Origin of the sequence: Pseudomonas defluvii, from assembly GCF_001695625.1 — a bacterium.
In the GTDB taxonomy this organism is placed as follows: domain Bacteria; phylum Pseudomonadota; class Gammaproteobacteria; order Pseudomonadales; family Pseudomonadaceae; genus Aquipseudomonas; species Aquipseudomonas defluvii.
Map to the genome: position 1 here is coordinate 36061 of NZ_MBPN01000002.1, position 24775 is coordinate 60835.

The following is a 24775-nucleotide window of genomic DNA, read 5'->3' on the forward strand; positions in this document are numbered from 1 at the left end:
ATGCGCTAGCGCGCATAGGGGTGACAACTACTTGGCTTCGTGGCCGATGATTCCGCCAATCGCGGCGCCGCCGACAGTGCCCATGGTGCTGCCCCCGGTCAAAACGGCACCACCGACAGCGCCAATGCCCGCGCCAATGGCCGTGTTACGCCCCTGTGTCGACATGCTCGGACAGCCACTCAGGCTGACGAGCAAACCCACCATCAAGGCGCTATACGTGAATCTGTGCAAGGTGCTCATACTGTTCTCCGAGGAGAACTGGCAGGGATCTACCTATGACCCAGCATGCGCGTGCCCGTCCGCCAGCGTCTGTGCGCTAGTACACGTAGGCCTATGTGTTTCAGCGAACAGACCCTGTGTCGCCAATCCCTCAGACTCAGGAAACGGAACGACACGGTGCCGGTTCGACACCGCGTTCCGATTGGCTCCGAGGCGTAGCGCGAGCAAAAGCCCTGCCCTGCACTCACGACAAAGGACGTACACCATGGTCATTCATTTCAAGGTCGCCGGGCATCTCGCCTGCGGCCATCACGGCGACAACCTCAGCGCCACACTTGAGCTTTCAAAGGTGAAATGCCGCAGTTGCCGTAACACCGATGCCTTCAAGGCAGCCCGCAGAGACCTGCGTAACGCCACGCGCCGTTCCGCACGGCACGCAAAGGGGGCTCACGCCATCAATGACTGGCGCGCGGACTGGCGGGCAAAACTCGCGGCGATGCCCGGTCGTCAGCGACTTCCAAGGGGATTCCACGGTCAATCATTCGCCTAGCAATGCAGGTGGCAACCGTTGGCCGGATGCCTCGTTTCGTCAGGGTATCCGGCTCACACGGGTGTCGAGCCAGACTGTGACGTTCCTGCAACAACGGTGGCAGCAAGGCTCAGGCACTCGCTGCCCCGTACGCTCGACCGCGAAGCCTGTAGACATCATCCGTCAAAATCATATTTGATAATGATTATCAACACGACTACTATCGCCACGCCTGATCGGGCAGTCATCGTGTTTAACGAGCGTGGTCGTTGTGTCAGAACACCGTCAAAAACTTGAACTTTACCTCTCACACCGCAAGGCGCTGGTGGAGTATGCGTCGCCAATCGTGGGCTGTCGGTCCAAGGCTGAAGACGTGGTTCAAGAGGCCTGGCTGCGCTTCAATGACATCAACGCCGATCGAACACCCTTGGCTCAGCCCGTGGGTTACCTCTACCGTATTGTGCGTAACCTCGCCCTTGACCTGAATCGGCGCCTCTCCCGGGAAAACCGTCACCCGGCCAGCGAGGACGAGCTCGAAGGGTTGCCTTCTGAAAATCCTTCGCCAGAATGCGAAGCCCTCTACAGCGATGAGTTGCAGCAGCTTCAAAATGCCTTGGCCCAATTACCCGAGCGATCTCGCCAAGCGTTTGTCATGCACCGCTTGCACGGCATGACCTTCAAGGACATCGCACAACGCCTGGGCATTTCCTTGAGCCTGGCCCATCAACTCGTTCGGGACGCCCTCACCTACTGCGCGGAGCAATTGAGCGATGACTGACAACACGCCAGCGGTACGCCTGCATGCCATTGCAGCAGGTGTTGCCCACACGACCTGCAACGCCCGTGCTTGAGCCTCGCGCCGAAACACCCGCGGCGGTGAACAGTCGTCCTGGGGATCCAGTCTGGGAAACGGCGCTGGACTGGTTCCTGCGCGTGCAGGAAAACCCTGCCGACCAAGCCTTGCACGATGAGCTGCAGGCCTGGCTTGAGGCGTCCCCTGCGCATTTGCGAGCCTATCGCAAGGCCGAGAAAGTCTGGCGGATAAGCGGGCAATTGATGAGCAGCCCCCTGCTCGATTGCCCTTTGCCTGCGCCGATCACCCCACCAGGCGCACGACGTCGCTGGCTGCGCCGCATGGTCGTCAGTGGCGCCGTGGCCGCCTGTGCGATGCTGTTGGTGCTCCCCGACTGGCAAGGCAACACTGCCGACTACAGCAGTCCTGTCGGCGAGCACCGCCAGGTCATCCTGAGCGATGGCAGCGTGGTGGAACTGGACAGCGGCAGCGCTATCGATGTCCAGTTCAGCGCCGATAAACGCCAGGTAACCTTACTGCGCGGGCAAGCGTTCTTTTCCGTCAAGTCCCAGCCTCAGCGCGTGTTCCAGGTATCCGCCGAGGCGATAACCGTCACCGTCACCGGCACCGCCTTTGCCGTCGAGGTGTCGCCCGACACCATTGATGTGAGCGTGGCAAACGGCTCGGTCAATGTCGAAGACCAACGTGGTCATGGCGCCACACTGGAACCGCTCAAGCCAGGCCAGCGCATCAGCTTCTTGCGTCAGGACCAGAGTATTCAACGCACCTCCATCCCCGTGGAGCAGATTGCGGCCTGGCGCCACTGGCAGATGTTGGTGATCGATCAGCCAGTGAGCGACGTCGTTGCACGCTTGCGTCCTTACCAACCTGGGCTGATCGTCCTCAACGACGAGGCGCTGGGCAAACGCCGGATCACCGCCGCGCTCGACCTGCGCTCGCCACGGCAAGCGTTGCAGGCAGCCATCGCCCCCTTGGGCGGCCATGTGACAACGTTGAGCCCCTACGTACTGATGGTGTCCGGCGCCGACTGAGTCGGTGCACTCCCCTCGCTGCGCCAAGCCTGAGCCTGAGCCTGAGCCTGACAATCGCCGCTTCATCGAATCGGCGATTTTTTTATTTATTTCTGGAAATTACGAAAGGTCGAGCGTCATTAACCTGAAGGCTACTGAAAACCATTCGCATTAGCGAGCCTGAATTTCACGTCACAGGTACACGAATGTCCCGCTCGAAGCGCTCTGTCTCCTCTACGCCGCAGTCTTTCTTGCCCAAATCCAGTGTGCTCGCCCTGCTGATGACGCTGCCATACCTGGCGCACAGCGCGCCCACAGCGGCCACCACGGAGCTGCTGGCACCCTCGGCATACCGCACCTATTCGTTCGACATACCTGCCGGCTCACTGGGCAACGCGCTGATGCTGTTTGCCCAACAGTCGGGCGTGCAGGTCAGCGTCGAAAGCGCATTGCTGCAAGGGCTATCCTCAGGGAGAGTCAAGGGCCAAATCAGCCTGGAACAGGCACTGGCGCAACTGCTCACCGACAGTAACCTTGCCTGGCAACACAGCGCAGACAACGCCGTCTCGATCCATAGGCGCGATGCGGTCGATGTGCTGCAGTTGGACAGCACCCGCGTCAATGGCCAGGCCGCTGAGTATCAGGCGGACAGGACCATCGACCGACGAACCATCGAATCACTGCCCAGCGGTAACGGCGACATCACCAGCCTGCTACGAACCAATCCCAGCGTGCAGTTCGACGACGGCCAGCTCTCGGGCAAAAGCCCCGGAGAGATCAGCCCGGCCAACGTCAGTATCAACGGCGCCCGTTACTGGCAGAACCTGTTTGTGGTCGATGGCATGAGCATAAACAACGATATCGACCCTGGTTCGACAACCAACAGTTATGACCAGGTTGAGGGGCGCAGCCAGGGGCTGGCACTGGACACTGATCTGCTGGATGAGATCAAGGTTTATGACAGCAACGTGCCGGCCGCCTATGGCGGTTTCAATGGCGGGGTGATTGAGGCCAATACCCGTAACCCCAGCAAGGAACTGCACGGCAAAGTGTCGACTCAAATGACCCGCTCGTCCTGGACCCGTTATCACCTGGACAAGGACGACCCGGACCTGGATGAGTTCGAGGCAGGATATGGCACAGGCAATCAGCCGGAGTTCGACAAAGTCATCACCCGCGCCACGCTGGAAGGTCACCTGACCGACACGTTTGGCTTGATGGGCGGTTTCTCGCGCAAGGACTCCACCATCCCGACCCGCACCTTTGCCTTGAGCCACAACTCGGCTCAAGCCAATGAGGCGCACGAGCAGACACGCCGCATCGACAACTACTTCTTGAAGTCGGTCTGGCAGATCAACGATGACTGGGGCCTGGACGTCAACCTGACCCACGCGCCGGAAACCGCGCATACCTATGGCAACAATGCCTTGTATTCGGCCAGGAACACCACGGCAGGCGGCGAAAGCATCGCAGCACGCTTGGTATGGAATGCCCCGCTGGCCAGGGTCGAGCAGAACCTGAGCTGGAGCCAACTGGAAAACTCTCGCTCATCCGAGTCTGACTACCTCATCGCCTGGCGCTCTTCGACCACCAAGAACTGGAGCAACTCGACCACAGCCAGTGAAGGTGGCCTGGGTGACATCGAGCAGGAACAGAAAAACCTGAGCTACAAGCTCAAGGCCGACTGGAACAGCTTCCGCACCTTTAGCCTTGAGCACACGCTGCAAACCGGCCTGGAGCTGTCACACAGTTCAACAGCCTATGACCGCTCTTCGCCCTATACCAGCTACGCCGTTTCAGGGATGACCAAGACCTCGACCTGTGTTGGCGACGACCCGCTGTGCTCGATCGGCAAGACCGTCAACGGCTGGGATGGGCAGTACGCAAAAACCAAAACCGTCACCCAAGGCAAAATTGACTTCGATACCCGCGCCTGGGCAGTCTTCCTTCAGGACGACATGCGCTGGGGGCGCTTGAAAGTCAGGCCTGGCGTACGTGTCGACGCCGATGACTACATGAATACGACCACGGTTGCCCCTCGCCTGGCGGTGGAACTGGACGTATTTGGCGACGGTCAGACCCGACTCACCGGCGGTGCCAACCGTTATTACGGGCGCAACCTTTCCGCCTATAGACTGCGCGACGGCATTGCGGCCCTGCAGAGCAACTACACACGTGCCAGCCAAACGTCGGACTGGGTGTACACGTCCCGCGTGGCCAACGGCGCCAAATTCAACGAACTGGATGTACCCTACGACGATGAGCTGACCCTGGGCCTGACACACATCCAGTGGAACACCGAGTTCGCGCTGAAGTACGTCAACCGCAAAGGCCATGACCAGATTTCACGGGCCTGGGGCGCCCAGATTGGTCAACCCAGTACCGATACCCAGGTGCTGGCCCGCAACTACTTCACCTATTACAACGGCGGTGAGAGCGAGTCCGATATCTACACCCTGACCATCACCCCGCTGCGCGACTTCGCCTTGTGGGGTACACGCAGCAGCGGCCAGTTGGCGCTCGACTGGACCGAAGTGCAAAGCTCAGGGTTGTCCGATTACACCACCAGCATTGGCCTGCTGTATGTCGACGATCCCATCATTCAGTACCAGGGCACGTTCATGAACTATTCGGACCGCCCTGCCGAGAACTACAACCGGCCCTGGACCGTACGCCTGACTACCCTCACTGAGATCCCCCAACTTAACCTGAAATGGGGCAACTTCCTGCGTTACCGCGATGGCTACCGGCGCATTGCCGGTACCGGTGAAACGGTCGATTACAACGGCCAGCAGGTACGCGTCTGGGAAGAAACCGATTACGCCGCCGCACTGACCTGGGACACCCGACTGGCCTGGGAACTGCCTACTGCCAAGGATCAGGCACTGTTCGTCAATCTGGACGTGAGCAACCTGCTGGATAAAGCCATTGTCAGCAACACGGACAGTGACGACATTGCCACTTACGAGGTGGGCCGCCAGTTCATGGTTGAAGTGGGGTACCGGTTTTGAACGCACCTGCAGATGGACGCCCATTTGACATGAAGCGACCGCTCAGGCGCACCTTCCTGACTGCGGCCTGGCTTATGGCCTTGCCGCTGGCTGCCAACATAGCTGGTGCCGCCGAACCCTGCGAAGCCCTGGCAGGAACACTGCGCGCCTATCAAACCTGTATCGGCCAGCTGTACCGTCAACCTGTCGCGCAATGGCCCGCGCCGCAGATTGACCCGGACGTGCCCTGGGAAGAAATGGGCCCCTTGCCTGAACGGGCCTCCTCCCCGCCCGAGAACCCCTACACCCAAGCCAAAGCGGCCTTGGGTGAGCGTCTGTTCAACGACCCGAAACTGTCCCGCTCCGGCCAGATTGCCTGCGCCTCCTGCCACGAACCCGACGAGGCATTTGCAGACGGACGCCGGGTTTCCTTCGGCCACGACCGTCAAAACGGTCGGCGCAACGCCCCCAGCGTGGTGATGAGCGGCTTTACCCGGCACCTGTTCTGGGACGGTCGCAGCACCAGCCTTGAGGCTCAGGCACTACGTCCCATCAACGACCACGTCGAGATGGCGTTCAGCACCGACGAACTGCTCTCACGCCTGAGCGCTGACGCCGAGTACCCCGGCCTCTTTGATCAGGCATTCGCCAGTAAAGGCCCGGTCACGGCCGAACGCATTGCGCAGGCACTCGCCACCTACCAGCGCACACTGGTGACCGCTACCCGCAATACCGCGTTCGAGCAACTCCTGCGCGGTCGACCACAACGCATGAGCGACGAGCAATTGCATGGCCTGCACCTGTTCCGTACCCAGGCTCGCTGCATGAACTGCCACTTCGGCCCGAGCCTGAGCGACGATCAGTTCCACAACCTGGGGCTGACCTATTACGGCCGCAAGTATCAAGACCTCGGACGCTACGAAGTGACTGGCAACGTCGACGATGTCGGTGCCTTCCGCACACCGTCACTGCGCCTGCTCAGCAAGACCGCACCGTGGATGCACAATGGTCTGTTCGTCAACCTGGAGGGCACCATCGCCCTGTACAACAGCGGCATGCCTCGACCACGACCGGCCGAGCAACAGAAAAATGATCCGCTGTTTCCCAAGACCAGTGATCGCCTGAAGCCGCTGGGGCTGGACATGGATGAACGCCGGGCACTGATGCGTTTTCTCGAAACGCTGTAAAACCAGCGTTTGACCAGACCTGCGGCCAGGCATCACACGTTCAGCAGGAACATGGCCTTGGCCAGAAACAGGATGCCGAGCATGTGCAACAGCACGCTGAGATGGAGCCACCGTGATCGTGATGCGGTCATGCGGCCGGTGCGCATCAGGTACACCACGCCGATGAACTGCACGAGGATACTCAGGGCCAGGCCGATTTTCAGCGCCATCATGGTCCCGAGGCTGCTGCCCAAGGGATTGTGCAGCACCGCGCGATACTGCCAGGCCAACCCCAGGCCTGCACCGTAAAGCACCGGTATCACCCAGCGCATGACACTGCGCGCACGCAGGCCCAAGGCTTTGGACAACTGCTCGCGCGGGGCCTGCTCCAGTTGTCGGGTCACCCGACTGAGGATCATCACCTCAAAAAAAACACCGCCAATGAAAAAGGCTGCCACCGTCAGGTGGATAAACTTCAACAACAGGTAACTCATAGCGTCTCCATCAGCCTGGGTGACCATCAGCACGCGTGCGCCAGAGCATGGGCGCATAGCAGAAAAGGTACTGGGCAAACGCCCCCGCCCAGCAGGCAGCCGCCAGCCAAAGTGCCGGCTGGTGCCAGAAACTGACCGCCAATACGCGAAACAGGCTGCCCAGGTTGAGCAATACGAATGCCCAGGCAAACCCCTGTGGCAGCACCAGAGGACGCCCGGTGTGCCCCAGCGAGACACGCGCCAACATGGCCAGGACCAGCCCGCCCAAGGCGCCGACCGTGAACGTATGCAACGCCAGGCTTACACTGCCGAGCAGGCCGAAATGCCAGAGCGCCATGCCAAAGCAGGCCATTGCCAACCAGGCATACGCCACATGCAGTGACCACAACAACGGCTCCTTCAGCAGGCCACGATCAAACCAGCGCAACAGACGAATACCATGCCCCGCGGCCAAGGCAATAAAGACCAGCCCCAGCCAGGCGTGCACCTGCAGCGCAAGCCCCGACGCATACAAGATCGCCAGCGAAACCGTGACAATCAGCAACGCCCAGTCCAGCCAGGCCCAAGGCTGAACGGCAGCCGCACGCCCGAGCCCCCGTTGGGTAAAGAATGGAATCACCCGCCCGCCAATCAACCCCATCATGGCGGCGACCAGCCAGACTGCCGCCCAGACGCCTTGGCGCTGCCAACCGTCGTTTGCCTGCTGCAGCCCGAGCTGCGTCAACAGGTCGGCCCCCAACAGCAACACCAGGACCGCCACAATCGGATAGTTACGGGTTTGCCGTACCGCCCACAGCTGATGCGCCATGACCAAGGCCACACAGGCAAAGAACATCAGGTTGGCCGTCATCAGCAACGGTGGTGAACCCGTCCACCATGCCAGCCGAGCCGCCAACCAGATCACCACCAGCACGCCGAGGGGCTTGCCAGACAGGCCGGGGCGCCCCGTCCAGGTCTGTACCGCAGTCAGCAGAAAACCGGCAATGATCGCGCCGGCAAAACCGAAGACCAGTTCATGTCGATGCCACGCCAGCCAACCGCCCAGGGGCTGCGCTGTAATGCCATCCCCCAGCAAGGCGAAAACCCAGAGGGGTACGGCCAGGGCGGCCAAGGTACTGCCAAGCAGAAAAAAGGGCCGAAAACCCAGGCGCAATAATGGCCACGTGCTCATGGCCTGGCGTTTATCGAGAATCTGCATGGTTTCTCCGGGAGGCAGGCCGTTCATCCACCTCAGTCTCGCAGCTCTATGCCCATGTCGTCATGACAGACATCAAGCATTGATCCACAGATTTCGCCACCTGCTCACCTTGTTCTATGCGATATGGCGGCAACCTTGATCATCAGCGCCTATAGTCCAATCTCCTATCGCTGACAGGGAAGCGTGCGATGCCATCGCGTCGAATTCCACTTTATGTCCACATTGCCTACCTGTTCGTTGGCCTGCTGCTGACCTTCGCCATCATCAGCAATGGCTATCAGTTTCTGCAGAGCCGCGAACAGATGGTCAGTGGCGCGAAAAAACACTTTGAACTGGTCCGTCAGCTCGCCATTTCCGAACTGGACGCCCTCTACCGACCCACGGTGAGTACGGTGTCATTACTGGCCCATCAGCGCCTGATGCGTGCGCAGACGCTCGAGGCACGCTTGGATAGCCTGCAGTTTCTGGCCGCCGCCCTGGATAGTCAGCCCGCATTGACTTCGCTGTACATGGGCTACGACACCGGTGATTTTTTCATGATTCGTCCGTGGCGCAATGAAGCCGCATTGGTTCCACTGTTCAACCCTCCCGCCGGGACACGCTGGATCGTGCAGAGTATTCAGGTGATCGACGGTCAGCCTTTGGGTGAGCATCTGTTCATCGGTCCGGACTTTCAGGTGATAGAGCGACGGGCACGGCCGGACTACCGCTACGACCCACGCGGCCGTCAGTGGTTTATCGCCGCTAAACAGCGCGGTGATCTCTACGTCACCGATCCGTACGTGTTTTTCTCCACTGGACAGCCCGGCGTGTCCTTTGCACACCCCACCGAGAACGGCAGCGGCGTTGCGGGGGCAGACATCACCCTAAGCTCGCTGAACGCACTGATGCTGGAGCTTAAAGCCACCCCGGACAGCCGCATCGCCCTGCTCAACGCCATGGGCGAAGTGCTCAGCTGGCAAAAAGGTGCACCGCAGATGCTTGATGACGGCGCTGGCAAACTGCGCTTGCCCCGCCTGGATGAGTTGCAGGCGCCGATACTGCAACGCCTGGTCAGCACACTGAACGAGCGCACAGAGGACGGCCTGAGCTTTCAGGCTGCTGGCGACGACTGGCAAGGCATCCGCATTGCCCTGCCCACGGTCGGCGGGCAGACCCTGACACTGTTGATGGCGGCGCCCTATCGTGAGCTGCTGGCTGACGCCATCGCACTGCGCAACCGCGGCATGCTGATTGCCTTGGCCTTGCTGGTCCTTGGCGTACTGATGGCCCTGGCCATGGCGCGCCTGGCGTCCAAACCCCTGCAAGCCTTGACCGCCGAAGCAGAAAAAATCGAGCACTTCAACTTCGACGAGCCCCTCGAGGTAGAGTCGCAGATTGCCGAGGTGGTCGACCTGTCTCGCGCCATGGGCAGCATGAAAAACACCATTCACCGCTTCCTTGAGTTATCGATTGCCCTCTCCAGCGAGACCAACTTCCAGCGGCTGCTGGCCCATCTGGTACGTGAAATGCAGGAGATCACCAGCGCCGAGGTCAGCCTGATCTACCTGGCAGATGCTGATGCCACTCGTCTGCAACTGGCCCGTATTCACTGCCGAAACAGCCCGTTCGACGCAGCGCCTGGCAGTGATATCGAGCTTGCCGTGGCCCATGATCATCCTTTGGTACGGGCCATGCGCACGGCCACACCCTGCGCAGTGTCGGCTGATGAGTTGCAGCGCAACTTTCCGCCGTTCAGCAACATCGATCAGCCCTTGTCATTGTGGGTACTGCCGCTGAAGAGCCGGGCAGGCGATCTGCTTGGCGCACTGGCGCTGCTGGTCGACGAGCAGCATCACCCGCTGAGCCCGGAATTGATGGCCTTTGTCGAGGCACTGTCCACAACCTCGGCGGTGGCGCTGAACACCCAGCGCCTGATCGATGAGCAGAAGGTTCTGCTGGAAGCCTTCATTCAGTTGATCGCCGGGGCCATTGATGCCAAGAGCCCCTACACCGGCGGGCACTGCCAACGTGTGCCTGAGCTGACCAAGATGCTCGCACGCGCCGCCTGTGCCGAACGCAGCGGGCCTTTCGCTACCTTCAACCTGACTGAAGAACAGTGGGAGGAACTGCACATTGCCGCCTGGCTGCACGACTGCGGCAAAGTCACGACACCGGAGTACGTGGTGGACAAGGCGACCAAACTGGAAACCCTGCACGATCGTATCCATGAAATACGCATGCGCTTTGAAGTGCTCAAGCGCGACGCAGAACTGGCCTGCTGGCAGGCAATCGCGGCGGGTGGCGATAGCGATTTGCTGCAGGCCACACTGGCTGAGCAGTTGCATGAGCTGGACGAGGAATTCGCCTTCGTTGCCCAGTGCAATGAAGGCGGCGAGTTCATGGCCCCGGAGCGGGTCGAGCGGCTACAGCGCATCGCCGCGCGCACCTGGCGGCGTACCCTTTCCGATCGCCTTGGCATTTCCCATGAGGAGAAAGCGCGCAAGAACCTCAGCCCGGAGCCGGCAATGCCCGTCGACGAGCCACTACTGGCCGACAAACCCGAACACATTTTCCCTCGCGGGCCGCGCGAACAGATGCCTGCCGACAACCCTTGGGGCTTCAAGGTCAAGGTGCCCGAACATCTGTACAACCGCGGCGAGCTCTACAACCTCAGCATTGGCCGAGGCACCCTTGTCGAGGAAGAACGCTACAAGATCAACGAACACATCATCCAGACCCTGATCATGCTGGAGAAGCTGCCGTTCCCAAGGCACCTGCGGCGCGTGCCGGAGATCGCCGGTGGCCATCACGAGAAAATGGACGGTACCGGCTACCCCAAGGGCCTGACACGCGAGCAGATGAGTGTGCCTGCCAGGATGATGGCGATTGCCGATATCTTTGAGGCGCTCACCGCCGTCGACCGCCCCTACAAACAGGGCAAGACCCTGTCCGAGGCGATCAGGATCATGGGCTTCATGCGCAAGGATCAGCACATCGACGCTGAGCTGTTCGCGTTGTTCCTGCGCTCGGGTATCTATCGTCAATACGCCGAGCGCTACATGCCCCCGGCGCTGATCGACGAGGTGGATATTGCCGCCTACCTGTAGCCGCTTGCGTTTATACGGATATCCCGGCCTGCTGCACAAAGGCACGCGCCTGACGGGTCAGTTGATCGAGGTGCCGGTCACGCTGCTTTTCCGCTTCCACCATCGCTTTCTTGCCCTGTTGCTGGAGCAGATAGGTGTGTATCTGGCGTACCTCCACGGAACGGTAAATCGGCGCTACATCCAGCACCGCCACATGCCCGTGGGTGCTGTGGTCACGGGTGTTCATCAGTACTTGCGGGCCACGCACGCCGATGACCTGAAACCCCATCGACTCAAAGCACGGCACTTTAGCGGTAAAGCACGCCAGCTCGGCATGTGGGTAGCGACTCAGCATGGCCTGCACCATCGCCCGGGCAATCCCCTGACGCCGGTGGCTGAGCGGCACGGCCATATAGGCGACCGAGCACGCCTCGGGATCACCCGTCGCGGGCAGGTACAGCAGAAAGCCGACAACCGTTGCCGGGTCGTCGGCATCCAGGGCCACGATCAGCTCGACAGGCATTCCCCTGGAACCGTCCATCGCCTCTAGATAAAGATGAACCTCGTAGCCAACGCCGTATTGGTAAAGCCGGTAGAGCGGGTTGCTCGGCGCAATGGCCACCGCGCTGATGTCCGTGACGTAATCGACGACCATCTGCATGATCTGGCTTCTGATCGCCTCGGGGGGTGGGCTTTCAAGGCGGGTGACAGTGAACATTGCGTTTCGAACTCCGGGACTAAGGCATGCCCATGGCCTGAGACGTTGGCGCTGGGCGCCGACATGATAACCCGTCTTTACGCCGCTGGCCTGCTACACGGCTCACCGATGATGAGGGGGTACCAGAGCAAAACCGCGCTCAACCGCGCAGGCGCCCTGCCAGTGCCGGTATCACTGTCGCTGGCACCGGGCGTGCCAACAGGTACCCCTGGCCCAGCTCGCAGCCCAGCCGCAGCAGTTCGTCGGCGGTGCATTGATCTTCGATGCCTTCGGCCAGGGTTTCCAGCCCCAGCGAGCGCGCCATCTGGATGATCGCTTCGACGATGGCGTGGCCATCGGCGGCGCTGGTCATACCGCGCACAAAGGACTGGTCGATCTTGAGCGTGTCTACCGGCAGCCGACGCAAGTACGCCAGCGAGGAATAGCCGGTGCCGAAATCGTCGATAGACAGCTTGATGCCATAGGATTTAAGGCTGATCAGCGTCGCCAGCACCTGCTCGGTGTCTTCGATCAGGCTCGACTCCGTCAGTTCCAGCTCCAGTGCCGACGCTGGCAAGCCGGCATCGCTCAGCGCCTGCTTGATTACCGCTTCCAGCGAATGGTGGTGCAGTTGCACGGGCGACAGGTTGACCGCGACCCTTGGAATATCCAGCCCACTGGCCCGCCATTGTGCGGCCTGCCGACAGGCCTGCTGGATAATCCAGTCGCCCATTGGCACGATCAACCCGCTTTCTTCAGCCGCAGTAATGAAACGGTCTGGCGAGATCAGCCCTTGGGTTGGATGCTCCCAGCGTACCAGCGCTTCGGCACCGACAATACGACCGCTGCCAAGCTCGAACTGCAACTGGTAATGCAGCGTCAGCTCATGCTGGTCGATAGCCTGGCGCAGGCTGTTGAGCAGTTGCAGGCGCTCACTGACCTCCAGGTTCATGGCAGCGCTGTAGAAGCGCCAGGTCTTGCGGCCAGCCTGCTTGGCCTTGTACATGGCTGTTTCTGCGTTACGCAGCAATTCAGCCGGTGCGTCACCATCGTGGGGCGCCACGGCAACGCCAATGGACACCGACGCGGCAATCGCTTGCCCGCCAATCTGGAAGGGTGCGGCCAGCAGGTCCAGGATAGTTTGCGGAACGCTGGCAATGTCATCGGCATTCGTCGTGCCGGTCAGCAGCACAGCGAATTCGTCGCCCCCATAACGACACACGGTAGCCGTCGCCGGCAACCCTTCACGCAAGCGCTCACCTATCGCTCGCAGCAGTTTGTCGCCGTGGGCATGGCCCAGGGAATCGTTGACCAGCTTGAATGCATCAACATCCAGAAACAGCAAGACAACCGGGTTATCGTCACCGCGCATACTGACCAGTGCCTGAAGCGTCCGGTCTTGCAGCAATGCCAGATTAGGCAGGCCGGTCAGCGTATCGTAGAACGACATGACCTCGATGCGCTTCTCGGCAGCCTGGCGGTCGGCGATTTCTACAGCAAGACGCTCGTAGGGTTCGCGCACACTTGAGACAAACACAATGCGGTAGATCAGGCAGTACGAGAGAACCTTATAGAGGTGCCCGGTCAGGCTGTAGAGCTCGTTGACGTTGTGATAGGCGGTGAAGCAAAGCTCCGAAAGAATGGAAATCAGTGCAGCAGCCAACAGGCCATTGGCGTCATAGGCAAGGCTGCGCCGAGCGCGCCAGAAACACACGGAAGCGATGGCCAGCACGCCAATGATGGCCCACTCCATTGCGATCTTGAAGGGCGTCAGGCCCATGCCCTCAACGAAGGTGTGCGGCCAGACATCGGGGAAAAACAGGCCGAGCACGTAAATCACCGCCACCATCACCAATGCCGCGAGCAGCATGGGCAAGCGCGGCGTGCTACTAGTCAGTGGGCGCCAGGAACGGATGGAGATCAGCAACAACGTGCCTGCGGTCAGTACGCGCGATACCAGCCAGAAATTGATCGCTTTTTCGGGAGATGAAAGCGTAACGAACACTGGCATGCCCCTATAGGACAGCACATGTGCCAGATCAAGCAGCGCAATTGAGAGGAACGCACAGCCGAGCAACAACAGGTTACTGGGCTGCCCTGGCCGATAGCTGTGCCAGGTCACCGCGAATACCAGCACCGCAACGGTAATGGCAAAGATTTCACAAATCGAATGCAACGCAACCGGAAACCAGCCGGCACTGACTTGAACCGCAGCCGGCGCAAGCCATACGGCAAGCAGCACCAACCCGAGAACAACGACCATGATCAGGTGGTTACTGTCGCGAGGCTGACGGTCTGTAGCGGGGAGTGTCGGAGAAGAACTGCTCGGATAGGTCATAGGCACAATCAGGCTGTGTTTCCGATAGCAGCATGGATACCGTCAGCTGCGGGCGGTCGCCATTGTATAAGGCGGCCTGAGCTAAAACCATATTTAAAATGGGTTTACTGGTGTCCTTCAAGGCCCTGAAGCCGCGTAAATCAAGGCACGTACGTCCCAACATTGCGACAACCCGGCGGGTTAAAGATTTCTATTCTCACAAGCAATGTTATAGAGTAACCAGCCTTAATGCCTATCAACCCCCGCATTGCGAACGGCCCATGACCCCTGCTCTTGCTCACACCACAACCACTACCACTGCCAACCGGTTGCTCTCGATTGATGCCTTGAGGGGGCTGGTCATGCTCTTCATGTTGCTGGACCACGTCCGGGAGACCTTCCTGCTCCACCGACAAGTGTCCGACCCGATGGACATAACGGTGACAGAGCCTGCGCTGTTCGTCAGCCGGACCCTGGCCCACCTGTGTGCGCCTGTGTTTGTCTTGCTGACCGGGCTGTCGGCTTACCTGTTCGGTGAAAAGTACGCCGATAAAGGCGATGTGAGCGGTTTTCTGTTCAAGCGTGGGCTGTTTCTGCTGGTACTGGAGTTCACCCTGGTCAACTTCGCCTGGACGTTCCAGTTGCCACCCACGGTTATCTACCTGCAGGTCATCTGGGCGATTGGCCTGAGCATGATCGCCTTGTCAGCCCTGGTCTGGCTGCCACGTCAGGTCCTGCTGGGTTTGAGCCTGCTGATCATTGTCGGCCACAACCTGCTCGACCCGCTGCACTTCCCGGAAGGGACGGCGCTGCACGTGCCGTGGGCGATTTTGCATGATCGCGGCTGGATCGAGCTGTCGGATACCCTGCGGCTGCGCACCTCTTATCCCGTGCTGCCGTGGATTGGCGTCATCGGCCTGGGCTATGCCATCGGCCCCTGGTTCGCACGCAGTGCAACGCCGGCTGCACGCCAACGCAAACTGCTAGGCTGGGCAAGCCTCGGTTTAATTGGCTTTGTTGCCTTGCGCCTGCTCAATGGCTACGGCGAACGCCCCTGGACGGCCAGCGAGGCTCCGTTGCATACGTTGATGAGCTTCTTCAACATCACCAAGTACCCGCCATCCCTGCTCTTCCTTGCCCTGACTCTGAGCCTTGGCCTGTTGCTGCTGCTAACGTTCGAGCGCCTCCAGAAACACAAGGCCATCGGCCCGTTGACCGTGCTCGGGTCGGCGCCAATGTTCTTCTACCTGCTGCATCTGTACGCGCTGAAAGGGCTGTATGTGCTCGCCGTGGCGCTGTTTGGGCTGAACCAGGGCGACTATTTCGGGTTCGATGGCATCTGGGCCATCTGGTTGACCGCCGGGGTGCTGGCGGTGGCGCTATACCCTGCAGTACGCAGGTTCGCGACTTTGAAGGCTCAACGCCGCGATATTGCCTGGCTCAAGTATTTCTAACGGCCACTGCACAGCATCGCCATGGTCGGCCCACGGCGATGCCGAGGCGGTATTAAACCAGCAATTGCGGATCGATCATGTCGCACTCAAAGGCCAGCCAGCCGCCATTCGGTTCGGCATGGCCGTTAACAATCGGGCCGTAGTAGGACAGCCCGTTCTTAAGGGTAATGCACACATGCGTCGGTGCATCCGGCGCCGCCAACTGGCCGGTGAAATGCACCTTCTTCAGGTTGTCCGTCACTGCTTCCAGGCCAATGGCTACGTTTTCATTGTCGACCGCCTCGACCTCTCCCGCGCTTTGCTCAGCGCTGACGGTCACGGTGGCTGTGTCTTGGTACATGCTTGAACTCCATCGGCAGGGCATTCGGCACAGTGCCGCGCCAAAAAAACACTAGGGTAAGCCAGTGACGGCATTAGCTGAAGCGCCTACGCGAAAACATTTAGCCGCGACACGGCCAAGGCGACGGAGATCCCCCTACATCAGTTGAGCACCCAACGCTGGCGAATGCGGTCACTCACCGCGTCGACAATCAACACCAGCGCCAGCATGGCGATGATCACGGTGCTGGCCCGCGACTCCTGGAACAGGCTGAGCGTCATGTACAGCATCTGGCCCAGCCCTCCGGCACCAACGAAACCCAGTACCGCGGCCATGCGGATGTTGTTTTCCCAGCGGTACAGGGTGTAGGCCAGCAGTTGCGGCCAAAGGTTGGGCAGCATGCCGTAGCAGAACGCCGAAACCTGGCTGCCGCCCTGCAAGCGAATGGCCTGGGCCGCTGCAGTGGGTGTGTTCTCGAAGGCTTCAGCATACAGCCGGCCCAGCACACCCGCCGTGTGCAGGGCCAGCGCCAGGGTACCGGCATTTGGCCCAAGCCCTGCGGCCAATACCATCAACACCGCCCAGACCAGTTCGGGTATCGCCCGCAAGGCATTGAGCAGCAGCCGGGCGAGCCCACGCAGGGCCCCACCGAACAATCCGGCCGCAGGCAATGCCAGAAGCAGGCCCAGTGCAGCCGCCAACAACGTGCCTACACCCGAAATGGCCAGTGTTTCCAGCGCCCCTCGCGCCACGGCCTGCAGGTGCTCACGGCTGGTATCAGGGCTGAGGAAACGCGCCGCGTATTCCCCCATCTTGCCCACCCCACCCTCACCCACCAGCGCCCACAGATCCAGGCTCAAGTAAGCAAACGACGACACGATCGCGGCCAACACCGCAAACAGCACCAGCAGGTCGATCAGGCGCCTCATGCCAGCCTCCTGCGCAGCAAGCCACTGAGTTGATCGGCCAGCCAGACCAGCAGCAGGAACGTCAGCAACATACTGGCCACTTCCGCGCCAGCAAACATGCGCATCGACAAATCGATCTGCTGGCCCAGCCCGCCAGCGCCAACAAACCCCATCACCACCGAAGCCCGAATCGCGCACTCCCAGCGGTAGATGGTGTACGACACCAGCTCTGTACCCGCACAGGGCAAAATGCCGTAGAAAAAGGCCCCAAGACGCGTGCTGCCAGCTTGCAGCAACGCATGGGCAGGCCGCTGATCGACCGACTCGAAAATCTCCGCATAGACTTTGCCCAACATGCCGCTGTAAGTAATGGCGATAGCCAGCACGCCCGCAGTCGGCCCCAGGCCCACGGCCCTTACGAACAGCAACGCCCAGACGATTTCCGGCACACTGCGCAGAAACACCATGAGCGCACGCACCGGCCAGCGCAGTGCCAAAGCCAAGGCACTGGGGCGCCCGCCCCGCGAGGCTGCGGACAACGACAACGCGCGGCTGGCCAGCAGGCTGGCCGGGACCGCCAGGAGCAAGGCCAACGTCATGCCCGCCGTGGCAACGGCGAGGGTTTGCAGCGTGGCGCCCCATAGCAACTCAAGGAACGCCTGGTCATGAGCCGGCGGCCAGAAAGCGCTGACGAAGCTGCCGATCTGACGACGGCTGTCGGCCTGAAACAACACACCGAGGTCGAGTTCGCTCAGGTGCAGCCCCGGCCAGAGCAGTGCCAGCGCCAGCAGGGTCAGCAACAGCCGTGGCGCGGTTGCCGGGTCGCGCAGGTCACGACTCAGCATCGGGGAATCTGCAGGGTCAGCGGCGCAACGGGCTGAACCGGCGAGGTCAGTTGCTCGTTGGCGTACAAGGCATCAAGCAAGTCCTCGGTCACTTCAGCCGCCGGTTTGTCGAACACCAGACGGCCTTCACGAATACCGATCACCCGCGCGAAGTGGGCCAATGCCAGGTCTACCGCATGCAGGCTGGCGACCAGGGTAATACCTCGTACGCTGGCGTAGCTGCACAGGGTCGCCAGGCTATGCGCAGCGAGCACCGGGTCCATCGCCGAGACCGGCTCATCGGCCAGCAGCAAGTCTGGCTGCTGGTACAGCACCCGGGCGATGCCGACTCGCTGCAATTGCCCGCCGGAGAGTTGTTGGCACTGCACGAACAGTTTGTCCGCCAGGTCCAGGCTCGACAGCACGGCGCGCGCGCCAGCCACATCGACGGGCCGCAACAGGCTGAGCAAGCCTCGCAGGGTCCCCCACTGCCCCAGCCGGCCGGCCAGTACGGTCGTGACCACCCGCTGACGCGGCGGCAAGGGTGGAACCTGATGAATCAGCCCCAGGCGCGCACGCAGCTTTTGCCTCAGCCGCGCCGAGAGGTGCCAGGGCCGCTGGCCGAGCACCTCCAGCTCGCCGCTGCCTGGTTTGGTGGCGGTGGCAATCAGGTGCAGCAAGCTCGACTTGCCAGCACCCGAGGGGCCAATAATCGCCACCTGCTCGCCGGCCTCGATGGTCAGGTTCAGGTCACGCAGCGCTTGCAGCGCACCATGGTTGAGGCAGGCCCCGGTCAGTCGGATCGTCATTTCAGCAGTTCAGCAGCCCGAGCGGCCTCTTCAATACCCGCATAGTTCTCCGGGCGCGTTTCGATGAAACGGGTAGCCGCCTGCAAATCAAGAATGGCCTTGTGCTCGGGGTTGGCCGGATCAAGGGCCAGGAACGCCGCCTTGATCTTCTGCGCCAGCGCCGGGTCAAGGCTGCCACGCACGGTCCAGTTGTAGTCGAAGTACGTAGGCGTCGTGGCGAACACGTGTACCTTGCTGGTATCGACCTTGCCAGCGGCCACCAGTTTGTCCCACACACTGGCGTTGAGCACACCGCCGTCGACCTTGCCCGCCTGCACCCAGGCAGCCGTGGCGTCATGGGCACCGGAATACGCTACGCGGCTGAAGAAGGTTTCTGGCTTGATGCCGTCCTTGAGCATGAAGTAACGCGGCATCAGGCTACCGGAGGTGGACGATACCGAGCCAAAGGCAAAGGTCTTGCCCTTGAGGTCAGACAACTGTTTGACCTGCGGGTCGGCCGTGATGAATTTGCTGGTGAACCGGGCATCCTGTTCGCGCTGTACCAGCGGCGTGGCGCCAGGGCTTTTCAGGTGAACCTGGACGAAGGTGAAACCGCCAAGCCAGGCGAGGTCCAGACGGTCACTGGCCAAGGCCTCGACCACCGCCGGGTAGTCGGCCACCGGCACAAACTCCACCTTCATGCCCAATTGCTGCTCAAGATAAGCGCCCAGCGGCTTGAACTTGCGCAGCAGCTCGGTTGGGGCTTCATCGGGAATCGCACTGACGCGCAAGGTTTCGGTGGCCTGAGCCAGAAAAGCGGAACCACTCAGTACCAGGCCGGCAAGCAGTGCCAGGGTGTTTTTGAGCATGGGAGTTCTCCGGTTCGACAGCGCAATAGGTAGGGCTTACAGGTGCCGAATTATAGGAGTTAGCAGCACAAAGACCAGCTTTGATAGAATCCGGCGCTATAACTCCTTGAGGTGCGACATGAGCGAACCAATTCGCCTGACCCAGTACAGCCACGGTGCCGGCTGCGGCTGCAAGATTTCCCCCAAGGTGCTGGACGTGATCCTGGCCGGTAGCGGCGCCCAGCATCTGGACCCGAAACTCTGGGTCGGCAATGCCTCACGCGATGACGCCGCCGTCTACGCACTCGATGACGAGCGCGGCGTAGTCTCGACCACCGATTTCTTTATGCCGATTGTCGATGACCCCTACGATTTCGGCCGCATTGCCGCCACCAACGCCATCAGCGATATCTACGCGATGGGTGGCGACCCACTGATGGCCATCGCGATTCTCGGCTGGCCAGTGAACCTGCTACCCGCAGAAGTGGCCCGCGAAGTGATTCGTGGTGGCCGCGCCGTATGCGATGCCGCAGGCATTCCCTTGGCCGGTGGCCACTCCATTGATGCACCCGAGCCGATTTTCGGCCTGGCCGTCACCGGCGTGGTCGAAAAACGCCACATGAAACGCAACGACACCGCCACACAGGGCTGCCGCCTCTACCTGAGCAAGCCACTGGGGATTGGCATCCTCACCACGGCGGAAAAGAAAGCCCGGTTGCGCGAGGAGGACAAACACCTGGCCCGCGACTGGATGTGCACACTGAATACACCCGGCAGCCGTTTCGGCAAGTTGTCAGGTGTTCAGGCGATGACCGACGTTACCGGTTTCGGCCTGCTCGGCCACCTTGTGGAAATGGCCGACGGCAGCAACCTGACCGCACGCATCACCTACAGCGCCGTACCGCGCCTGCCCGGCGTCGATTACTACCTGGCCGAAGGCTGCGTGCCTGGCGGCACTCAACGCAACTTCGACAGTTACGGCGAGAAGATCGCAGCCCTGAGTGATGAACAGAAAAACCTGCTCTGCGATCCGCAGACCAGCGGCGGCCTGTTGGTTGCAGTAAGCCCCGAGGGTGAAGCCGAATTTCTGTCTGTGGCCGCCGAACTGGGCCTGACACTGGCTCCGATCGGTGAGCTGGTCGAGCGACAGCGGTACGCGGTAGAGGTGTTGTAATGGCTGACAACACCCTCGACTACCGCACACTGTTTCTCAATGATGTGCCGCTGATGGACGTTCGCGCCCCCGTTGAATTCAACAAAGGGGCCTTTCCCGGTGTAGTCAACCTGCCGTTGATGAATGATCAGGAACGTCAGCGAGTCGGCACCTGCTACAAGCAACGCGGCCAGCAGGCGGCCATTGAACTGGGTCACCAACTTGTCTGCGGCGCTACCAAGGACGAGCGCATTGCCGCCTGGGCTGCCTTTGCCCGGGCCAATCCAAACGGATACCTGTACTGCTTTCGCGGCGGGCTGCGCTCACAGATCACCCAGAAGTGGCTCAAGGACGAGGCCGGTATCGACTACCCGCGTGTAGTCGGTGGCTACAAGGCAATGCGCACCTTCCTCCTTGAGACCACCCAGCAGGCCGTGGCGCAGTGCGATTTCGTGCTGGTCGGCGGCCTCACCGGCACCGGCAAGACCGAGGTGATCCATGCCTTGCGCAACGCCATCGACCTGGAGGGGCTGGCCAACCACCGTGGTTCCAGCTTCGGCAAGCGCGCCACCGGCCAGCCGGCACAGATTGACTTTGAAAACCGCCTGGCCATCGACCTGCTGAAAAAGCGTGATGCCGGTATCGAGCAGTTCGTACTCGAGGACGAGAGCCGCCTGGTCGGCAGCTGCAACCTGCCCCTGGAGCTCTACCAGGGCATGCAGCAGTACCCCATGGTCTGGCTCGAAGACAGCCTGGAACACCGTATCGAACGCATCCTTCAGGACTACGTCACGGGTCTGTGTGCCGAGTTCATCGCTGTCCACGGCGAGGAGACGGGGTTCGCACAGTATGCCCAGCGCTTGCAAAACAGCATGGCGAACATCCAGAAACGCCTGGGTGGCGAGCGCTACAAGCGTTTCTCGACCCTGCTGCAGGACGCGCTCGATGAGCAGCAACGCAGTGCTCAGGTTGACTTGCACCGCGGCTGGATCGCAGGCCTGCTGAACGAGTATTACGACCCGATGTACGCCTTCCAGCGCGCCAGCAAGGGCGAACGGGTTGAATTCGTTGGCGAACAACAGGCCGTCATCGAGTACCTGCAACAGCGCATGGCACGCCACTAAGCGCTATCAATCGCCCTGCCCTACTTCAGATAAGACCTGAGCAGAGCGGCAATCTGGTCGACTTCGGCTTGCCGCTGCTGCGCTGTCAAATCCTCTGCTCCGAGGTGCTCACGAATGTGACCCTCCATCACCTCGGTCATCAAGCCATTGACGGCGCCGCGAATGGCCGCGATCTGCTGCAGGATCGCGATGCAGTCAGTGTCCTGCTCCAGTGCCGTTTCCAGTGCCGTTGCCTGCCCTTTGATCCGGCGAACCCGGGTCAGCAGTTGCTTCTTGCCTTTGGTTGTGTGTGCCATTGCATTCTCGCCAATTAGTATACTGGGGTATAGTATACGAACCCCTGTTATCCCGAGCATGATACCCATGAATTCACTGGCCTCCGAGTACCGGCATTCCCATGTCTTCGACGAAGGGAATCCGCTGGCGGAAAAAAAGACCCGCTGGGCCCTGGGTTTGACACTGGTGATGATGGTCGCAGAGATCTGCGGCGGCTGGTTGTCCAACTCGATGGCGCTGCTTGCCGACGGCTGGCACATGAGTTCACACGCTCTGGCGCTGGGCTTGTCGGTGTTTGCCTATCGCGCAGCCCGGCAGTTGGCCAACGACGGGCGCTTCGCCTTTGGTACCTGGAAAATCGAGATACTGGGTGGCTACTCGAGCGCCATCGTGCTGCTGGGTATCGCGGGCTTGATGCTGTTCCAGTCCGTCGAGCGACTGTTCAGCCCCAGCCTGATCCATTATGACGAAGCCATCGCGATTGCCATTGTCGGGTTGGCGGTGAACCTGGCCTGCGCCTGGCTGCTCAAGGACGACCACTCGCATCATCACGATCACCACCACGGGCACGCTCATGAAGGGCATGGACATGGGCATGACCACCACCATCACGACCTGAACCTGCGCTCAGCCTACCTGCACGTCATTGCCGATGCGGCGACTTCGGTGCTGGCAATCATCGCCCTGATCGGCGGCAAACTCTGGGGCGCGGCATGGTTGGACCCTTTGATCGGGATTGTCGGCGCGGCAATGGTTGCGATCTGGGCCGTAGGCCTGCTGCGTGAAACCGGGCGCGTGCTGCTGGATGCCGAGATGGACGCGCCAGTCGTCGAGGAAATCCGCGAGGTGATCGAGCAGTTCCCCATCCAGGCGGAAATCGCCGACCTGCATGTCTGGCGTGTTGGTAAAGGAAAGTACGCCTGTATCCTCTCCCTCGTCAGCCACGGCTCATTCAACGCCGATGCCGTGCGCCGGCGGTTGAGTATTCACGAAGAACTGGTACACATTACGGTAGAGGTGAATCAGCCCCGCGCGGCGTGATCCACCTCTACGACAACGACAGCCCTGCGTATCACCCGCTAGCGGTGTCGGGTATCAAGACAGGCTTCAGGCACAGGGCTTCTGCGCCTGATCCAGGGCGCGTAGCACCTGCACTTGCGGGGGTGTCGCCAGCCAGCCGCTGATGCGACTGCGGTAGGCCTGAAAATGCGCGCTGTCACGGTGAGCCTCCAGTGCTGCCTGGTCGGCATAGGTCTCGAACAACGAGAACCCGGCGCCACCGTCAAGGTCCGCAAACAGGTCATAGCACAGGTTACCCGGCTCTTGGCGGGTAGCGGCGACCATCGTGCGCAGCTCCGCCTCAACCTGTGCCTGGTGCTCCGGCAACCCGACTACACGGGCAATGACGTGAATCATCAATACAGTCCTCTCTGCGATATTCAGTGCTGAAGGCCGGCCAGTCTACTGGCTGACCTGATAGCGTTCCAGCCAATGGGCGTAGGGCGTGGGCAGCACCCAGGAAGGGCGTTCTACCTGCAGTTGCAGTGCCGCCTGGTAAGGCCAATTGGGGTTGGCCAGGTGAGCGCGGCCCACCATCACCAGATCCATCTGCCCCTCGGCCAGGGTAGCTTGCGCGATTGCCGGGCTGTCGATGCCCCACGCAGCAGCCACCGGCAGTTCCGCTTCACGACGCACGCGCTCGGCAATCGGCGCAAGGAACGCTGGCCCCCATGGAATAGAGACGTCCGGCACAGTGAAACCCACGCTGACACTGAGCAGGTCCAGCCCACCCCGGCGAAATGCCTTGGCCAGCTCGATGGACTCTTCCAGCGTCGCCTCGTCGCGACCGTCATATTCAATGACACCGAAACGCGCGGTCAGCGGCAGGTGCTCCGGCCAGACCTCTCGCACCTGCGCCAGGGTTTCAAGCAGGAAGCGGCTACGGTTTTCAAAGCTGCCACCGTAGGCATCATCGCGCTGGTTGCTATGGCTGGAAAAGAAGCTCTGGCCCAGGTAACCATGAGCAAAATGCAGCTCCAGCCACTCAAAACCGGCCGCCAGGGCACGGCGTGCCGCCGCCACGAAGTCCGCGCGAACACGGGCAATGTCTTCGAGGGTCATGGCCTTTGGGGTTTTCGGCAGATGAGTACCGAAAGGAATCGCCGAGGGTGCGAGGGTGTCCCAACCACGGGCATCCTCTTCGCCAATGTGATCGTCGCCTTCCCACGGACGGTTGGCACTGGCCTTGCGACCGGCATGAGCGATCTGAATACCCGGTACGGCACCGGCGCGCTTGATCGCAGAGGCGACCTCAGCCAACGCGTCGGCCTGGGCATCGTTCCAGATGCCGGCACAACCCGGGGTAATGCGCCCTTCCGGTGAAACAGCGGTGGCCTCGACAATGACCAGGCCGGCACCACCACGCGCAAGGCTGGTGTAGTGCGCCAGGTGCCAGTCATTGATCAAGCCGTCAGTGGCGGTGTATTGGCACATCGGCGGCACGGCAATGCGGTTGCGCAAGGTCACGCCCTTGAGCTGGAACGGGGTAAAGAGTGCGGACATGTAATCAACTCGTCTGA

Annotated in this window: 23 protein-coding genes; 10 read left to right on the forward strand and 13 right to left on the reverse strand. The window is 61.0% G+C overall.

Features of this window, described 5'->3' with window-relative positions; all coding sequences use genetic code 11:
• Positions 1 to 27 precede the first annotated feature (27 nt).
• Complete coding sequence (locus EKA13_RS00735; protein WP_065757622.1) at positions 28 to 240, reverse strand: glycine zipper 2TM domain-containing protein; 213 nt, start codon at positions 238 to 240, stop codon at positions 28 to 30.
• Positions 241 to 484: 244 nt separating this feature from the next.
• Here EKA13_RS00735 and EKA13_RS00740 point away from each other — a divergent pair, with 244 nt between their 5' ends.
• The 5 genes from EKA13_RS00740 (at position 485) to EKA13_RS00760 (ending at position 6749) form a co-directional block, all read left to right on the forward strand.
• Positions 485 to 769, forward strand: coding sequence for a hypothetical protein (locus EKA13_RS00740; protein WP_065757623.1), 285 nt, complete (start codon positions 485 to 487; stop codon positions 767 to 769).
• A gap of 250 nt (positions 770 to 1019) precedes the next feature.
• Positions 1020 to 1526: a sigma-70 family RNA polymerase sigma factor gene (locus tag EKA13_RS00745; RefSeq protein ID WP_176717381.1), complete on the forward strand. Its 507-nt coding sequence runs from the start codon at positions 1020 to 1022 to the stop codon at positions 1524 to 1526.
• 23 nt (positions 1527 to 1549) lie between these two features.
• Positions 1550 to 2593 (forward strand): FecR family protein, encoded by a 1044-nt coding sequence (locus tag EKA13_RS00750; RefSeq protein ID WP_083199710.1) that lies wholly within the window; start codon positions 1550 to 1552, stop codon positions 2591 to 2593.
• A 230-nt stretch (positions 2594 to 2823) separates the two neighbouring features.
• The gene (locus tag EKA13_RS00755; RefSeq protein ID WP_245704285.1) at positions 2824 to 5583 is read left to right on the forward strand and encodes a TonB-dependent receptor plug domain-containing protein; all 2760 of its coding nucleotides are present in this window, start codon (positions 2824 to 2826) and stop codon (positions 5581 to 5583) included.
• Positions 5584 to 5612: 29 nt separating this feature from the next.
• Positions 5613 to 6749 (forward strand): cytochrome-c peroxidase, encoded by a 1137-nt coding sequence (locus EKA13_RS00760; protein ID WP_065757625.1) that lies wholly within the window; start codon positions 5613 to 5615, stop codon positions 6747 to 6749.
• Positions 6750 to 6781: 32 nt separating this feature from the next.
• Here the strand turns inward: EKA13_RS00760 and EKA13_RS00765 are convergent, their stop codons facing one another.
• Positions 6782 to 7222 (reverse strand): CopD family copper resistance protein, encoded by a 441-nt coding sequence (locus EKA13_RS00765; RefSeq protein WP_065757626.1) that lies wholly within the window; start codon positions 7220 to 7222, stop codon positions 6782 to 6784.
• Positions 7223 to 7232: 10 nt separating this feature from the next.
• Entirely contained in the window at positions 7233 to 8420 is a 1188-nt protein-coding gene (locus tag EKA13_RS00770; RefSeq protein WP_065757627.1) for an NnrS family protein, read from the reverse strand.
• Positions 8421 to 8608: 188 nt separating this feature from the next.
• Here EKA13_RS00770 and EKA13_RS00775 point away from each other — a divergent pair, with 188 nt between their 5' ends.
• Entirely contained in the window at positions 8609 to 11509 is a 2901-nt protein-coding gene (locus EKA13_RS00775) for an HD domain-containing phosphohydrolase (protein WP_065757628.1), read from the forward strand.
• Between the two features lie 10 nt (positions 11510 to 11519).
• Here EKA13_RS00775 and EKA13_RS00780 read toward each other — a convergent pair whose 3' ends face one another.
• The gene (locus EKA13_RS00780; RefSeq protein ID WP_065757629.1) at positions 11520 to 12206 is read right to left on the reverse strand and encodes a GNAT family N-acetyltransferase; all 687 of its coding nucleotides are present in this window, start codon (positions 12204 to 12206) and stop codon (positions 11520 to 11522) included.
• A gap of 139 nt (positions 12207 to 12345) precedes the next feature.
• Positions 12346 to 14523, reverse strand: a complete 2178-nt coding sequence (locus EKA13_RS00785; protein ID WP_065757630.1) for a putative bifunctional diguanylate cyclase/phosphodiesterase — start codon at positions 14521 to 14523, stop codon at positions 12346 to 12348.
• Between the two features lie 260 nt (positions 14524 to 14783).
• Between EKA13_RS00785 and EKA13_RS00790 the strand changes: the two genes are divergently transcribed.
• Positions 14784 to 15956: an acetyltransferase domain-containing protein gene (locus tag EKA13_RS00790; RefSeq protein WP_065757631.1), complete on the forward strand. Its 1173-nt coding sequence runs from the start codon at positions 14784 to 14786 to the stop codon at positions 15954 to 15956.
• Between the two features lie 52 nt (positions 15957 to 16008).
• Here EKA13_RS00790 and EKA13_RS00795 read toward each other — a convergent pair whose 3' ends face one another.
• The 5 genes from EKA13_RS00795 to EKA13_RS00815 form a co-directional block, all read right to left on the reverse strand.
• On the reverse strand, positions 16009 to 16296 hold the full coding sequence (locus EKA13_RS00795; protein WP_065757632.1) for a hypothetical protein: 288 nt from the start codon (positions 16294 to 16296) through the stop codon (positions 16009 to 16011).
• Between the two features lie 140 nt (positions 16297 to 16436).
• Positions 16437 to 17204: a phosphonate ABC transporter, permease protein PhnE gene (gene phnE, locus EKA13_RS00800; RefSeq protein WP_065757633.1), complete on the reverse strand. Its 768-nt coding sequence runs from the start codon at positions 17202 to 17204 to the stop codon at positions 16437 to 16439.
• Positions 17201 to 18028 carry a PhnE/PtxC family ABC transporter permease gene (locus EKA13_RS00805; protein ID WP_065757634.1) on the reverse strand — a complete coding sequence of 276 codons (828 nt, stop codon included), beginning with the start codon at positions 18026 to 18028 and terminating at the stop codon, positions 17201 to 17203. The genes phnE and EKA13_RS00805 overlap by 4 nt, the downstream gene beginning before the upstream one ends.
• Positions 18022 to 18816 (reverse strand): phosphonate ABC transporter ATP-binding protein, encoded by a 795-nt coding sequence (locus EKA13_RS00810; RefSeq protein WP_065757635.1) that lies wholly within the window; start codon positions 18814 to 18816, stop codon positions 18022 to 18024. The genes EKA13_RS00805 and EKA13_RS00810 overlap by 7 nt, the downstream gene beginning before the upstream one ends.
• Positions 18813 to 19664, reverse strand: coding sequence for a putative selenate ABC transporter substrate-binding protein (locus EKA13_RS00815; RefSeq protein WP_065757636.1), 852 nt, complete (start codon positions 19662 to 19664; stop codon positions 18813 to 18815). Before EKA13_RS00815 ends, EKA13_RS00810 begins: the two co-directional genes overlap by 4 nt.
• A gap of 118 nt (positions 19665 to 19782) precedes the next feature.
• On the opposite strand from EKA13_RS00815, the gene selD reads away from it, so the two are divergent.
• Both selD and mnmH read left to right on the forward strand, forming a co-directional pair.
• Positions 19783 to 20817: a selenide, water dikinase SelD gene (gene selD, locus EKA13_RS00820; RefSeq protein ID WP_065757637.1), complete on the forward strand. Its 1035-nt coding sequence runs from the start codon at positions 19783 to 19785 to the stop codon at positions 20815 to 20817.
• Entirely contained in the window at positions 20817 to 21920 is a 1104-nt protein-coding gene (gene mnmH, locus EKA13_RS00825; protein WP_065757638.1) for a tRNA 2-selenouridine(34) synthase MnmH, read from the forward strand. The genes selD and mnmH overlap by 1 nt, the downstream gene beginning before the upstream one ends.
• 20 nt (positions 21921 to 21940) lie before the next feature.
• On the opposite strand, the gene EKA13_RS00830 is transcribed toward mnmH, so the two are convergent.
• The gene (locus EKA13_RS00830) at positions 21941 to 22216 is read right to left on the reverse strand and encodes a metal/formaldehyde-sensitive transcriptional repressor (RefSeq protein ID WP_065757639.1); all 276 of its coding nucleotides are present in this window, start codon (positions 22214 to 22216) and stop codon (positions 21941 to 21943) included.
• Between the two features lie 67 nt (positions 22217 to 22283).
• Here EKA13_RS00830 and dmeF point away from each other — a divergent pair, with 67 nt between their 5' ends.
• On the forward strand, positions 22284 to 23237 hold the full coding sequence (gene dmeF / locus EKA13_RS00835; RefSeq protein WP_065757640.1) for a CDF family Co(II)/Ni(II) efflux transporter DmeF: 954 nt from the start codon (positions 22284 to 22286) through the stop codon (positions 23235 to 23237).
• 66 nt (positions 23238 to 23303) lie between these two features.
• Here dmeF and EKA13_RS00840 read toward each other — a convergent pair whose 3' ends face one another.
• Positions 23304 to 23612, reverse strand: coding sequence for a putative quinol monooxygenase (locus EKA13_RS00840; protein ID WP_065757641.1), 309 nt, complete (start codon positions 23610 to 23612; stop codon positions 23304 to 23306).
• Between the two features lie 45 nt (positions 23613 to 23657).
• Positions 23658 to 24758, reverse strand: a complete 1101-nt coding sequence (locus EKA13_RS00845; RefSeq protein WP_065757642.1) for an NADH:flavin oxidoreductase/NADH oxidase — start codon at positions 24756 to 24758, stop codon at positions 23658 to 23660.
• Positions 24759 to 24775: the final 17 nt, after the last annotated feature.